We start from the raw sequence: 14,824 nt of genomic DNA, 5'->3' as shown, positions 1-14,824 counted from the left end.
AGGTTCTCGACCATTTATGGGCGAGGTTCTTTTTTTGCGTTCAAACGCCAATCTCAGCATAGCGCAAAGGTTCTCGTCCATTTATGGACGGGGTTCTTCAATCTGTTTGTTCTGGCTCCTTTGCTCTTCAAACTCTGCTTGCGGCAGCAGATAAGCTCAAATGCTAAAGAGATTTTATAAGTTTTTATTTGAAAATATATTAATCTAGACATAAACAAGGTCAGAGATGATGATGTGTACCCAGAAAACTGGACACATTAATATTTAGTTTACATTCATGGATGCTAACCTATACAAAGTAGGTGGCATCCATTTTGTTTTCTTCTGAATCCTTTCGTTATTATAGTAGTATATATATTCATCAATTGCTTTTGAAAACTCTTCAAATGTTTTAAACTCTCTTTCACATCCATAATACATCTCTGTTTTTAGTCTTCCAAAGAATGTTTCCATTATGCAGTTATCGTAGCAGTTTCCTTTTCTTGACATTGACTGAGTTATTTTATGTTTTTCTAATTCTTTGATGTAGTAGCTGTTTTGATATTGCCAGCCTTGGTCTGAGTGCATGATTAAGCCTTCTACGCATGGAAACTTTTCAAATGCTCTATTAAGCATTCTTGATACTTGCTCTAGGTTTGGGTGTAAAGATAAGTCGTATGAGATGATTTCGTTTGTGTACATATCTAATATTGGCGATAGGTAGCATTTACCCCACGAGAAGTTAAATTGAGATACATCTGTAGTCCACTTAGCACATGGCTTTGTTGATGTGAAGTCTCTGTTTATGATGTTATCAGCTACTTTACCAACTTTACCCATATATGAATGATACTTTTCTTTTGGTCTCTTACCTAGAAGCTGCATATTGTGCATAAGTCTTTGAACTCTTTTGTGGTTAACTATATATCCTTTACTTAAAAGTGCTTGATGCACTCTTCTTACTCCGTATCTACCTTTGTTTGAGGTAAATATTTCTTGTATCTTTTCTTTGATTTCTTTGTTTCTTAGATCAACTTGGTCAACTTTACTTAATTCGTAGTAGTATGTTGATTTAGGTAGGTTCATAGCACTTAAAAGGTCTTTTAGTATGTGGCCTTCATTTCTTAATTCTCTGATGACTGCTGCTTTTTCGCCTTGAGATATGCAGCATATTTTTCCCTTCTCAAGGCGTCTAATTTTTTTTCGACTGCTCGCTCTGTTTTTAAATATCTGACTTCTTCTCTTAAACGAATAAGCTCTTCTCGTTCGGATTCGTTAAGTGGCTTTGGATCTATATTAGTGTTTTCATCCTTATCATTCATTTTAGATGGTCTTCCTCTCTTCTTAATTTCAAGAGAATTATACCCAAAATTTTTATATTTATCAACCCAAGTGTAAAGTTGGCCATCCGAAATACCAGCTTCTATTGCTACGGACAAACAAGAGTTTCCAGCCAACACTTTTGATACCCATTTAAATTTTTCTTCTGCAGACCACTTCTTATCCTGTTCTTTGTGTTTAAGTATCTCTTCTCCATGAAAATCTACAAGTCTGACCCAATACCTAATTTTTTTCCTGAAAGCTTCTTGTGTAACTCCTTCTGGTGGTTCCATCCACTTTCCTTGTTTGTATAGTTCTACGCATTCTTTTTTTAATTCATAACTATATCGCATAAAAATACCCTCCTTACTGGTTTGTCCAGTAAAGAGGGTACATATCATGATATCTACCCTCTTTACTTAAAATGGTAAGGAGGGTTTTTTACTCTATATAGATAAAAAAAGTGGACGGCTAATCCACTTTATATCATCAATCTTTTAAAAATTTACATACGCTATCAAGCGCTCTAAGGTCCATAAGCATACCAGGGTGTGTTCCCTTAAACACTTTAAACTTCTTTCTAAGCTCTTTTGGCATCTCGTCAAGCTTGTAGCCCATACACGCTGAATACAGTGGCACTAGTCCGTCGCCCTCTTTTGTTACTAGCTCTCTTGTAATTATCTTGTCGTTCTCATCTTTTATATAGCAGCCAGAAACTTGTGTTTGAGTGCCATCTGCCACTATAAACATAGATTTTGGCCTATTAAGTAAGCTTACGCTATGTAAAAAGCTTTTGTACTTTCTATAGTTTTTAGCTTTCCTTAAAAATTCTTCATATCGCGTAATTCCAAGATAGTTTTTTATCTCTTTTTGAACTTTGCTTGGCTTGATGTCCTCTGCTGCGTTCAAGTTGTGCAGCTGCATGATAAGGTCTTCGTAGTTTTTGTACTTCTTCGATACGACTTTTTCAAAAGTCTTTTTATCCTTCACCCATTGATATGGATACGCTTTAAGCATCTGCGTTGTTGGATACAGCTCAACAAGGCCATCATAAGCATAAACAACGTCCTTTTCTACGCCAAATAGCTTTTCCAAAACTATGTCCTTAAAATTGCCAAATATATTGCCGCTGCTCATTTGATTATAGGCGTGCGGTGCTCCCTCGTAAGGCGTACAAAGAGAAACGTACTTTTCAACTCTTTTATCGTGCTCACGAAAGTAATGGGCGCTAACTATGCCTCCCATGCTATGTGCAACGATGTCGACCTTTACTTTTTCCTCATGATTTATACTCTTGATAAAACTGTCAAGCTTTTTACAAGTAAGCGTATTTGTCTTTCTCCAATCGTATGAGAACTGGTAGATGGGTCTATCCGGAAACTTTAGAAGCAAGGCGTTTAAAAGCACTGCATTTGCCGAAGCTGGTCCTGTGTGCCTATCAAAGATCCTAGAGTTTCTAAGGTCGCCCTCTTGAAGACCATATAGCTCGTTGTTTATGTTTAGCTCTTGATTAATTTCTCCTACATCATTAACAAGTGGTATCCAAATCCTCTTAGCAAAGCCCTCTTTGTCCTTAGATATCATCCCAGTGCTTCTCTCAAAATCATCCACATACTTTTCATCGATACTAAATAGCTCGCTGCCGGTAATGCCAGGAATGAAGATGATAGGCCTTTTATAACCCTCATCCTTTGTACTTTTCTTTTGCGAACTAGCTTTTTCTGTCTCGCCTACTTTATCTAATAAATTTTTTATAAGCGTCATGATATACATCTCCTAATTAAGTATACACTGATTATATCATAGCTTATATCAGCTTTCAATAAAAATAGGATAGAGATTTTAATTTTCTCTATCCTTTGTTAATTTATAAACTTTTATAAATCGTTGATCCATCGCTAATTAAATTTTGCGAAGAGAAGAAGAACCTCGCACATAAATGTGCAAGAACCTTTGCGCTATGATGGATAAGGCGCAGCATAACGAGCGACCGACCGATATCGTACTAACGGGTACGTTGAGGGAGGAAGCGAAGCGATCCGTAAGATCAATCAAAGCTGTCTTCGCTTAACTCGACACCTTTGTGATCTCTGGAATAAATCATACATAGCCAATCGAACTTCGTTTCACTCGTTCTCTTGGTGTATGAAATTAGCGAGCCTTAGGCGCAATTCGAAGAACCTCACCCATCATCAAAGCTTTGCTTTGGATGGGCCCCGAGAACCTTGGTGCTTCGCACGAACGCAAAATCTACTTCATATACTCCTCAATCGAACTCTTTATTGAAGATGATACTATCAGCGCTATATAATTTGCGATCTTCTCGTGGTCAATGTGCTTTCTCGAGTAAAAGTAGTCGATAATCATGTTAGCGATGGCGCCCGCATACATCTTGCACAGAAAGTCCTTGAAGTCTGGGTCCAGGGCTATATCCATATCTTCTTCTGTCGTTTCAATCACTTTTAGTACGACCTCGTAGAAATCGTCGTAAAAGAAGTCCTTTAGCCCTTCTCTTCCAATCGAGTCGTAGGCGCAATTAAGTATATCCTGATTGCTCTCTATGTAGTCCATAACGAAGAGTATCGCCTCTTTGTGGTCCTTCTTTACGTCGAAATTTTTCACGACGTGAACCGCCTCCTCCTCGAGCATCCACTTGAAGAGCTCTTCGATGCCGATGAAGTGGTAGTAGAAGGTCTTTCTGTTGACGTCGCAGTCCTTAACTATATCTGAAATTGTGATTTTGCTTAGGCTTTTCTTTTTCATTTGTTTTTTTAATGACTCTGCCAATTTTTTCTTGGTCATAGTCGAAATTTCTTCGTTTTTCATTGTATCACCACTTATATTATACCCGATTTATAATAATAGCTGCGCTTTTAATACATATTTGTCCATCAAATATAATAATTTTGTCCCATATCTCACAAAAACGTGTAAATTGACCAGTTTAACTTAGCTTATATCTGGCTATAATATGTACTAGATTAAAGAAAGGGGATAATTTTGTGAAAAAGATTTTTGCAAAGCTTATTGAAAAGCCTAGACTAATAGTATCGATCTTTGTGATTTTGCTAGTCTTTTCAATAGTTTCGTACCCGAAGATTCGGGTTAACTACAAGATTAATGACTACTTGCCAGAAAAGAGCGACTCGTCTGTCGCCATTGACAAGATGAAGGAAGAGTTTGATGAGGACATCTTTAACGTGCGCGTCATGCTTCCAAAGAAGGATGTCAGCGAGGTTTTGGATACTATCAGCGCCATCAAAATGGTGGATGGCGTCAAAACTGTCAGCTGGCTAAATGATTTCGAAGATGTGATGAAGCCCATGGACTTCATGGATCAAAAGCATCTAGATAGCTACTACAAAGACGGCTCTGCGCTTATAAACATTGCCGTGGATGAGGACAAGGCGATTGAATCGACTGAGGCAATCAGAGAGATTATAGGTGAAGACGCGGCCATGACTGGCTCTGCCGTGAACACTGCCATCGCTACGACTAACTCTGTTAATGAGATCATCATCGTAACTATCATCGGTGTGCTATTTACAATACTTATACTGATTTTAACGACTGATGCGTGGATCGAGCCCGTCATCATCATGCTTTCACTAGCGACTGCCATACTTATAAATGCGGGCACGAACATCATCTTCGGAGAGATATCATTCGTGACAAACGCTGCGGGCAACATACTTCTACTCGCCGTGTCCATGGACTACACTGTCTTTGTAATGCACAGGTTTAAAGAGGAAAAGCTCAAGACGAATGACAAGAAGGAGGCAATGGTCGAGGCGCTTGATATGTCGTTCTCGTCGATACTTTCGTCGGCTCTGACTACCATCATCGGTTTCTTGGCCCTTGTCTTTATGCAATTTAAGATAGGTCCAGACCTTGGCCTAGCGCTTGCAAAGGGCGTATTCATCTCGCTTCTAACTGTATTTACGCTTGCACCTGTCATCATTTTGCACTTTGATAAGTACATCGACAAGACTAGCCACAAACGCTTCATTCCAAGCTTTGACGGCTTCGCGCGCCACGTTTTTAAACACAAGAGTGCCTACATCGTGGTCTTCTTATTATTAATAGTGCCAAGCTTTTTAGCGGCGAGCAAAAACTCATACTACTTCGGCACTTCACACATCTTTGGCCCAGATACTAAGCTCGGCCAAGACAATATCGCCATCGAGGAAAAGTTCGGCGCTGAAGATAACTACGCGATCTTGGTGCCTCTTGGAAACTTAGAAAAGGAAAGGCGTCTTTCTGATGATTTGAGGTCCATGAGCAAGGTTAAGAGCGTTATCTCTTATGTGGACATGGTTGGAGAGACGATACCGACTAGCTTTTTGGACGAGAGCGACCTAAAGAAGCTAAACTCTGATAATTATACTAGGATGATAGTTTCGGTCGACGCGGACTTCGAAGGCGAAGACACTTACAAGCTCATCGACGATATCAAGGCCGCAATCAGTAAGTACTACGGCGAATACTACCTACTTGGCGAAGGCGTATCGACTTATGACCTTAAAAACACTGTAACAGCGGACATGACTACCGTTAATATCATAGCCATCGCCGCCGTATTTATAGTTTTATTGCTTACAGAAAAGTCCTTAAGCCTTCCTATACTCTTGGTCGCAGCCATCGAGACAGCCATATATATAAACATGTCGGTGCCTTACTACCGCTCATCGAGCGTCTTCTACATCGCCTACCTCATCATTTCATCGATACAGCTTGGGGCGACAGTTGATTACGCGATACTTTTGAGCGAGAGATACCTTGAAGAGAGAAAGTCCTTGAACAAGGCGGATGCAGCCATTAACACAGTGTCAATGACGGCCGTTTCGATACTGACATCAGCTACCGCGATGATAGTTGTCGGCATCTTGCTAGGAAAGTTCTCAACTCACGGCCTGATCTCGCAGCTGGGCTACCTGCTTGCGATAGGAACGACAGCTTCACTAGTCATAGTGCTCTTCGTTTTGCCGGGCCTACTATATAGTCTCGACGGACTTATTCAAAAAACTACGAAAAACACAGAATTTGTTAATTAAGAAAGGTGATATTATGGATAAAAAGAAAAGATTATTCGCGGGCGTTTTGTGCCTCGTAATGATATTTATGGCGATGACGCCCATCTTAGCAGCGAGTGATAATGCGAAGGAAGAGGTTGTCTACGCTAGTTTAGGAAGCGATGGCGAGGTCAATAGCCTTAGCATTGTGAATATTTTTAGTAAAGGCGCTAAGGAAGACTACGGACGCTACACTAAGGTCAAGGCCTTAAACTCAGAAGCCGATGTCAAGATGAACGCTGATAAAATCACATTTGCAAGCGATAAAGATAGGTTCTACTACCAAGGCGACATGGACGATAAGACTCTTCCTTGGCTAGTTAGCGTAAAATATTACATGGATGGCAAGGAAATGAGCGCAAAAGAAATTAAGGGCAAGTCTGGCGAGGCCGAGATCAAACTTAGCATCAAGGAAAACCCTGCCATGGACAAGGAGTTCTTTGAAAAATACACACTTGAAGTCTCGACTAAGCTCGACACAAAGAAGTTTAAGAACATATCTTCAGACAAGGCCTCTCTTGCAAATGAAGGCGAGATGAAGCTTATAAACTTTATCGCTCTTCCAAACACAGGGATTGAAGCAAGCATAAACGCTGATGTAGAGGACTTTTCATTCGAAGGCTTCTCCATCAATTGTCTTGATTTAAAGCTAAACATCGACCTTGAAAGCCTTGGACTTGAGGAAAAGGCAGACGATTTGAAGAGCGCGAGCCAAAAACTTAAGGACGCGAGCTACAAAATCAATAAAAATACAAAACCCCTTGCCAATGGCGCAAGAGATATAAAGGCTTCATACGATAAGCTTGAGGGCGCAAACAAATCCTACATCGAGAAGAGCGTAGAAGTTTTTGATGGCGTAGCAAAACTTGATGCTGGGCTTGAAGCCATTGACGCGAAGTCTGATGAATTAAAGGCCGCTTCAAAGAGCGTGGAAGATGGTCTTGAGAAGATCGCTTTACTTGCGCAAAATGACAAGAACATGGCCCAAACCATTGCCATGATAAAAGAATCATACAAGGCCTTTGACGCGGGACTTAATGACTACGTGGGCGGAGTGAGTAGCGCGGCTAAGTCGAGCAAAATGCTAAACGCAGGCGCCACAGCCATGAGCGCAAAAGCAAGTGAGCTAATAAGCGCAAACTCTAGTATGACTAAGGGCATGGCGAGCTTCACGAAGAGCCTCTCAGACTACCTAGTCGCTACAGACAAGATTACAACAGGCTTTACGAAGCTATATGACGAGATAAAGAGCGAAGAAAATGAAGTTAAGGACAAATTCGTGAAGAATGACAGCGCTAGCACTTATGTGAAGTCATTCGCTTCAGAGAAAAATGAAAACGTTAGATCCGTGCAATTCGTGCTAAAAACAGAAAAAGTGGAAGAAGAAGTCAAAGAAGAAGTCCACGAAAAGAAAGTAGACGAAAAGAAAAACGTCTTTAAGAAGTTTACAGAACTCTTTAGTAAATAGATTTAATTTATATATACATGAAGGCAAGTCCTTCCAGATAAACCTCTCAAAAATAAAGGATAGAGAAAAGTAAAATCTCTATCCTTTGTTTTTTGTGTTAAGTTATTTAATTAATAGCCAATCTTCTTTAAAATTGATTTAGATCTCTTTTTGTTTTATAAGCTTATTTACTGTACAGATTTTGCTGGAAGAATTGATGGATAAGGCGCAGCATAACGAGCGACCGACCGACATCGTACTAACGGGTACGTTGAGGGAGGAAGCGAAGCGCGCGAGCCTTAGGCGCAATTCTAACGCAAAATCTATTTTATTAACAACCAGTCTTCTTCAATTCTCTTTAGTACATCTTCTTTGTATCTTCTTACATACTCATGGCTGTTTGTTGCTTCCACCATATCATTCCATCCCCAGAATGTTTCATCTAAGTCTGTGAATCTCTTTATCATTTGTGGGTTTTTACATTTTAGTAATGATAAATTGTCATATTTTCTTTCGAAGATCTTATTTAAGATAACTGCTGCTTCGGCTCTTGTGATATTGGCGTCTGGTCTAAATAATCCGTCTGGGTAGCCTGTGATTCTCTTTGCTTGATATTCTGATCCTATTGCTCTTTCTGCCCAGTGACCTAGAACGTCTGCAAATGGAGCTACGCCATATGGCTTGTTATCGATTGTAGATATCATTTGAGTGAACTCTGCTCTAGTTATAGGGGCGTTTGGTCTGAAGCGTCCGTCTGGGTAGCCCTTCATTATGCCTCTAAATACTACTGCGTTGATGGCTTTGTTGTACCATGAGCTTTCTGTATCAGTAAATTGTGGTTTAGCAGCTGAACCGATGGCTTCGATGTTTAGTAGTCTTGCTAGCATTGCTGCTGCTTCGGCTCTTGTGATTGATCCATTTGGTCTAACGCTTCCATCAGGGTAACCGAAGATGTATGTTATGTGATCTTCGCCTTTTATTTCAATTGGCTCTTCAACTCTTTCTTCTTCGGCCCTCTTCCATATTGCATATAGAGTAGTGTCTGAATAAATTCTATCGCCTGGTTTTACTTCGTCAAGGTGCTTTCTATCGTAGCTCCAGCCTTTGAAGATGTATCCTCTTCTTCTTGGGATATATAGATGTGGCTCAATTAAGTCGCCTTCTTCTACTTCGATATTTGTTATTTCTCCGCCTCTGTGGTTTTCGTCAAGAGTTAGGATAAGTGTAGTTGGTTCTGTTGGCTTTGGTGCTGGTTTTTCCCATATTGCATATAGATAAAGATTGCCAGTTAAATCTACTTTATCTCCTACTTGATATGAAGTTCCTGTGCCATCAGCTTTAGTATTCCATTCTAAGAATTTTGAAGTGTTTGTAAACTTTAAATCTTTTACAGATTTTATTTCATAACCTTTAACTTCTTTTTCTTTTTGTTTATCTTCTACAGCTTCATTACCATCATTAGGGTCATAAGTTACGACTATTTCTCTTTTGTAGTTGATATCGTAGTTATTTAGCGGACTATCTGGGTTTATTTTCTTTGTTCCAGTAAATGTTGTTCTCTTGAATTTTATATTAGTAAGGTCTTTTACATTTTCTGGCGGATTGAAATATCCTTTTGCTTTGTTATTTGTAAATGTAGTTTTTTCGTCAATAGTAAGATTTTGATAATCTTTTGTGGCATCTACATTGTTTTCATATTTATAATCACTTGTAGATATAGCTCCGCCATCTTTTTTTGCTATATTTCCGTCAAAAGATGAATTACTTATATTTATCTTATTATAATTAGCAATTGCTCCGCCCCAATTAGCTTCGTTATTATTAAATGTAGAGTTTTTTACTACAGTATCTCTATGTGTTGAGACAATTGCTCCTCCTGCGTTTTCACAGCTGTTATTTTTAAATGTGGAATTATCAATTGTTGTTTTGGATTGAGTATATATAGCGCCTCCATATATTTGATTTCCATAAAAAATAGCTTCAGATTTATTGTTCTCAAAAGTAGCATTATTAATTTCAACTATATTAGTTTTACCACTTGAACAGATGGCTCCACCAAGTTCAGCGCTATTATCTATAAAGCTAGATCCGTTTATAATTAAAGTAACATTTCTATTAGCTCTTATGGCTCCACCGTATGGAGCTCTACAATTAATAATCTTTGATTTAGAGTCCATTGTAAGTTTTGAATTATCATTTAATCTTATCCCGCCACCATTTAGTGTATAATAATCATCCAGATAACCGTTTTGTAAAGTAACATTTTCAAGCTCTAATTCACCATATTTTTTTAATTCTATACACTCATAGTGACCAAACTCACGATTGTCATCCTCTTTAGTAAACTCATTTTTTGGCTTTTTCTCTGTCTTGCAATTCGCTGCGCCATCAATAGTAAGATTTTTTACTTTAGCTTTAAACACTTTTTGCGTAAGATCATTTGGGTTTCCAAATTCAGCAACAATTCTTTGCGCTTCAAAAACTTCTTTATATATTGTATGTCCATTACCATCTAGTTCTATATTGTATTTCATGAAAGCAGTGTATGGACTAGTCTGGTCAATCTCTTTGTCGTTTGAATATTTTTTTATAACCCAATCTTTTTTTAATTCAACTAACCAAGTATCGTCTTGTTGGCTAGGTATAGTTGTAATGTCACGATTTGTTCCATTTTTCATAAGTCCTAAATAGTAAGCTTCATTATTCATAAACTGTAGCTCAGTAAATATAGCTCCTGCAAGATTTCCTCTTGGTTGGTCTTCGATAATATCATTTGTCGCTATAATAGCTTCAGGAATCTCAAATGCAGATTTATCTTTATTCTTAAAAATCATAAAACAGTCATTGGCAAAAGCATTGTATTGTCCCTCAGTAATTTCATAAAAATACAATTTGCCTGCAAGAGCAACATTTTTTCCATAGAAACGATCTTTATAATACCTAGCAGCATAGTACTTTCCGTTATTAGCCTTTGCTATAGTATGAACTTCATTTAAGCCAAATACTTCATCTTCTGCAAAGCTTACTTCGCTTAAAATTGATACAGATGAAAGTATCATGACTAAGCTTAATAGCATTGCAAATAATTTCTTCTTCATTGTTTTTCCTCCCCTATTTATTTACTTTATTTTGATATACAAATATATCTACATACTTACCTTTATCATAGCACCCCCCCCCATAAAAATCAAGCTTTGCGATGTTTTGTAACACGACTGTAACAATTGGCGCAAAAAAATGGATACAAAATCAATTGTATCCATTTAATATTAAATCAAATTTTTACCACGTGTCAATTAATTATTCAATACTCTATATCTCTTTGCTCGAGCTTAGTTTATAAGTAAACTTATTTAACGAGTTTGGCATCTTTGATCACAGCTAGCGGAAACGGAATCTCTTCTGAGTTGTATACAGCCAATTCTCCCTCCACCGTTATCTCTTCCTTATCTTTCGGATATTTTGCGTTCTTATCCTCTAATATATACTGAAGTCCTTGTTGGCAGCAGGCTTGTCTATCGTTGATAAGGACGTAGTGATCGATGCCGGATGTATCTGTTGTCTCTAGATCTGTTGCGATGCCTTGTAGCTTGATCTTAACGCCTTCGAAGCTCTTTGGGTCTTCGGCTATCATGGCGACGATGACGTAGTTCATATCTGCGTCGTTCGCGGTTAAATCATAACTTTGGCCGCTCGCGTTTGAGCTAGCATTTTCACTAGCGCTTTCATTTTCACTACTGCTTTCATTTTCACTTGAGCTAGCATTTTCATCATTGCTTAGCTCGTCACTTGTTTCGCTCTCTTGATCAGGCGAAGTGGCCCCACCATCATCCCCGTCCATTGTCTTGGAGCTTTCTTTCATCTTGTTCACTGTCTCGTTGACTGTACTATTAGGCATATAACGGTATATAACTTTTTTGTTTGTGAAAAATGCGAGTATCAAGACCAAAATCAAGGCCCCGACTATCCTCAAAATTCTCTTCCTTGTTTTATCCACGTTTCACACCTCCTACGATTGACATAATTATGAATATGACGAGATTCATCACGACGATTGTCGAGCCGACTGGTGTCGAAGCAAGTATCGCAAATATCGCACCGCCAAGTGCTGATATAAGCGAGATTATTGCCGCGGCAATGGCTATCTTTCTAAATGAATGAAAGACTTTCATCGCTGATACTGCTGGAAAGACTATGAGTGCGGCGACTAAAAGTGAGCCTACGAGCCTTATTGCAAGTGTGATCACGACTGCGACGACCATTGACAAGACTGTGTTTAGCCTTTCGACTTTGATGCCTGAAGCGCTTGCGAGGTCCTCATCGAAGACTGTGATGTATATTTCTTTATAATAGTAGATGAAGAAAATTATCACGAGTATCGAGAGTGCCACGGATGTGATGACGTCTAGCTTTGTGAGTGTCAAGATGGATGTCGAGCCGAAAAGTGTTGTGCACACGTCAACTGAGACGTTTGGGCCGACTCTGAAGACGTTCATGACTAGGTAGCCGACTGCGAGTGCCGAGACTGAAACCATTGCGATGGCTGCGTCTGAGATGATTTTCTTGGAATTATTTCCTTGTAAAAGTATTAGCGCGAAAAATATTGTCATGGGTAGTGCTAGGACTAATTTTTGCGTAAAGCCGATGGCTGTCGCGATTGATAGGGACGCGAAGGCGACGTTTGAGAGTGAATTTGCGATGTAGGAGTAGCGTTTCAAAACGAGTATCACGCCCAAAAATGCTGACGCGAGCGCTATGAGTGAGGCGCAGACTAGTGCGTAGCGCACGAAGGGGTAGCCTAGGTAGAAGGTGAATTTGTTAATTAAATCCATCTTTTTTGCCTCCTTCCTCGTAAATCGCACGGCTGCCGTCAAGCTTAAGTACTTTGTTTGCATATTGTGTAGCTCTTTCGCTGTCGTGCGAGACCATGATGATGGCTGTGCCACTTGCGTTTATTTTTTCAAGCATATCATAGAGACTTCCTTGCGCCTCTGGGTCGAGGCCGGCAAGCGGCTCGTCTAGTATAAGTAGCTTCTTTTCTTCTACGAAGCTTCTTGCGAGCAAGACTCTCTGCCTTTGTCCGCCTGATAATGAGGAAAATCGCCTGTCTTTGAGATTTGCTATGCCAAAATTATCAAGGCATTCAAGTGCTCTCGCCTTTTCTTCTTTTGTGTAGAAAAATCTTTTTTTGATCTTAAAGCCGGATAGAACGAGCTCCATCACTGAAGTCGGAAAATCAGCTGCAATTGAGAGGATCTGCGGTAGGTAGGCGATTTCGTCTTTTGAAATGCCATCTAAAACTATATCCCCCGATATTTTCTTATTAAGGCCCAAGATGGTTCTGATCAGGCTCGACTTGCCTGAGCCGTTTTCGCCTAGGATGACGATGTAATCACCATCTGAGACCTCTAGGTTTATAAAGTCACTTAGGACTTGACCTTTGTAGCCAAATCCTAAGTCTTTTAGTATTAATTTCATTAGTTTAACGCCTTCTTTAAAGCGTCTAAGTTCATTTGCATGTAGTCAATATATGTCTTGCCGTCATTTGAACTAGCATTTTCCATGGATGTCATCTCGATGATGTCTTGGTCCTTTGCCTTGCTTGCGTTTTTCACTGTGTCCGCGATTTTACCGTCTGAGCCGGCTAGCTTAATTATGTGCTTTATATTAAGTTCATCAACTTTTTGTGCTAGGAAGCTGATAGTTTCAAAGCTTGCTTCACTTTCAGCTGAGCATCCAACGAAGGCAGCAAAGTAGTCAAGGTCAAGGTCACTTACTAAGTAGCGGAAGGGGAATCTATCCGCAACTAAGATAGTATCTTGCTTTGCGGCCTTTCTCATCTCGTCAAAGTCATTTTGAAGTGCATCAAGTTTTGCTGCGTACGCTTCGTAATTTTTCTTGAATGTATCAACGTTTTTCGCATCGATTTCGCAAAGAGCATCCGCAATTGCCTTTGAAATAGTTTTTGCGTTCTTTACAGATAGCCAAACGTGTTCATCGTATTCTATTTCTTCGTGTTCGTGGTCATGTTCATGGTCATGATCTTCATCGCCATCTTCATGGTCGTGATCTTCATCGCCATCTTCGTGGTCATGATCTTCATCGCCATGGTCATGGTCATGATCTTCATCACCATCTTCATGGTCATGATCGTGTTCCATACCTTCTTTTACTTCCTCTTCCTTAACAGCGTCACCTAAAATTTCAAGCATGTTAAGAACTTTTGCCTTAGGCGCTTGTTTTGCTGCATCCGGAGCCCATTCGTCCGATTCACCGCCAACATACAAGAAAAGATTTGATTTAGCAATCTTTTCGACGTCTTGAGCAGAAGGCTCGTAATTGTGTAGACTTACGCCATTGTCAGTAAGGTTAGTGACTTCTACGTCAGTGCCTTCAGTGATATTCTTCACCCAATCATAAGCTGGGAATGTGTTAGTTACAACGCTTACAGCGTCTCCGTCCTTTTCTACGCTGTCTGCTTCTTCAGCTGGAATAGCCTCAGGAGCTGGTTCGTCAGCCACTTCTGGCGCTTTATTTGAATTGCATGCCACTAGCAAAACGACTGCTAGTAGGCAGGCTAATAATTTATTTATATTTTTCATATTGATCTCCTTTATATTTTGTATATTCTACCGTTTATTCAATTTTGCCGTTATTATATAAAAAGAGATCTTTAATTGTTCATGCGCACCATAAGCTCGACTGGTGTCTTCGCCATATCCATAGTCATGGTGATGGTAATGAGCCTTATAAATACTAGTACTGCGAGCATGACTTGGGCTGCCGCGCGCGAATGGTTTAAGTGCTTTTCTAGGTCCGAGACCATATCCATAAAGCGGCAGATCGGGCAAGATGTGCGCTTGCAGATGTGGAAGGCGCTTGTAGCCGCGACGAAAAAGCTTAGTAGCGAGAATGTGACTAAGATGATGCAAAGTATTGATAATAGTTTTTTGATACGCTTTGGCATGTGGCCCTCCTTTTTTACATGCCTTATTATATAGCAGGG

12 protein-coding genes are annotated in these 14,824 nt (G+C 39.6%); 2 read left to right on the top strand and 10 right to left on the bottom strand.

Annotation, left to right across the window (positions count from 1 at the left end):
• Positions 1 to 264 precede the first annotated feature (264 nt).
• From BN3004_RS02735 to BN3004_RS02720, 4 genes are all read right to left on the bottom strand, one after another.
• Positions 265 to 1,116, bottom strand: a complete 852-nt coding sequence (locus BN3004_RS02735; RefSeq protein ID WP_242854170.1) for an IS3 family transposase — start codon at positions 1,114 to 1,116, stop codon at positions 265 to 267.
• Complete coding sequence (locus BN3004_RS02730) at positions 1,104 to 1,652, bottom strand: helix-turn-helix domain-containing protein (protein ID WP_058259729.1); 549 nt, start codon at positions 1,650 to 1,652, stop codon at positions 1,104 to 1,106. Before BN3004_RS02730 ends, BN3004_RS02735 begins: the two co-directional genes overlap by 13 nt.
• A 136-nt stretch (positions 1,653 to 1,788) precedes the next feature.
• Positions 1,789 to 3,063 carry an alpha/beta fold hydrolase gene (locus BN3004_RS02725; protein WP_058259728.1) on the bottom strand — a complete coding sequence of 425 codons (1,275 nt, stop codon included), beginning with the start codon at positions 3,061 to 3,063 and terminating at the stop codon, positions 1,789 to 1,791.
• Positions 3,064 to 3,549: 486 nt separating this feature from the next.
• Positions 3,550 to 4,125: a TetR/AcrR family transcriptional regulator C-terminal domain-containing protein gene (locus BN3004_RS02720; protein ID WP_058259727.1), complete on the bottom strand. Its 576-nt coding sequence runs from the start codon at positions 4,123 to 4,125 to the stop codon at positions 3,550 to 3,552.
• A gap of 176 nt (positions 4,126 to 4,301) precedes the next feature.
• Between BN3004_RS02720 and BN3004_RS02715 the strand changes: the two genes are divergently transcribed.
• Positions 4,302 to 6,353 carry an efflux RND transporter permease subunit gene (locus BN3004_RS02715; RefSeq protein ID WP_058259726.1) on the top strand — a complete coding sequence of 684 codons (2,052 nt, stop codon included), beginning with the start codon at positions 4,302 to 4,304 and terminating at the stop codon, positions 6,351 to 6,353.
• 13 nt (positions 6,354 to 6,366) lie between these two features.
• Positions 6,367 to 7,839 carry a hypothetical protein gene (locus tag BN3004_RS02710; protein WP_058259725.1) on the top strand — a complete coding sequence of 491 codons (1,473 nt, stop codon included), beginning with the start codon at positions 6,367 to 6,369 and terminating at the stop codon, positions 7,837 to 7,839.
• Positions 7,840 to 8,141: 302 nt separating this feature from the next.
• Here the strand turns inward: BN3004_RS02710 and BN3004_RS08215 are convergent, their stop codons facing one another.
• From BN3004_RS08215 to BN3004_RS02680, 6 genes are all read right to left on the bottom strand, one after another.
• Entirely contained in the window at positions 8,142 to 10,916 is a 2,775-nt protein-coding gene (locus BN3004_RS08215; protein ID WP_082244056.1) for an S-layer homology domain-containing protein, read from the bottom strand.
• Positions 10,917 to 11,167: 251 nt separating this feature from the next.
• A complete protein-coding gene (locus BN3004_RS02700; RefSeq protein ID WP_196792464.1) occupies positions 11,168 to 11,716 on the bottom strand; it encodes a hypothetical protein in 549 nt (182 codons plus the stop codon).
• Between the two features lie 91 nt (positions 11,717 to 11,807).
• On the bottom strand, positions 11,808 to 12,650 hold the full coding sequence (locus tag BN3004_RS02695) for a metal ABC transporter permease (protein WP_058259723.1): 843 nt from the start codon (positions 12,648 to 12,650) through the stop codon (positions 11,808 to 11,810).
• Positions 12,637 to 13,296 carry a metal ABC transporter ATP-binding protein gene (locus BN3004_RS02690; protein ID WP_058259722.1) on the bottom strand — a complete coding sequence of 220 codons (660 nt, stop codon included), beginning with the start codon at positions 13,294 to 13,296 and terminating at the stop codon, positions 12,637 to 12,639. The genes BN3004_RS02695 and BN3004_RS02690 overlap by 14 nt, the downstream gene beginning before the upstream one ends.
• Positions 13,296 to 14,420, bottom strand: a complete 1,125-nt coding sequence (locus BN3004_RS02685; protein ID WP_058259721.1) for a metal ABC transporter substrate-binding protein — start codon at positions 14,418 to 14,420, stop codon at positions 13,296 to 13,298. Before BN3004_RS02685 ends, BN3004_RS02690 begins: the two co-directional genes overlap by 1 nt.
• 71 nt (positions 14,421 to 14,491) lie before the next feature.
• Positions 14,492 to 14,785 carry a hypothetical protein gene (locus BN3004_RS02680; RefSeq protein WP_058259720.1) on the bottom strand — a complete coding sequence of 98 codons (294 nt, stop codon included), beginning with the start codon at positions 14,783 to 14,785 and terminating at the stop codon, positions 14,492 to 14,494.
• Positions 14,786 to 14,824 lie beyond the last annotated feature (39 nt).

Source organism: Fenollaria timonensis (genome assembly GCF_001457835.1).
In the GTDB taxonomy this organism is placed as follows: domain Bacteria; phylum Bacillota; class Clostridia; order Tissierellales; family Peptoniphilaceae; genus Fenollaria; species Fenollaria timonensis.
Note: the sequence above shows the minus strand (reverse complement) of the source record. Positions and strands in the feature narration are given on the sequence as shown.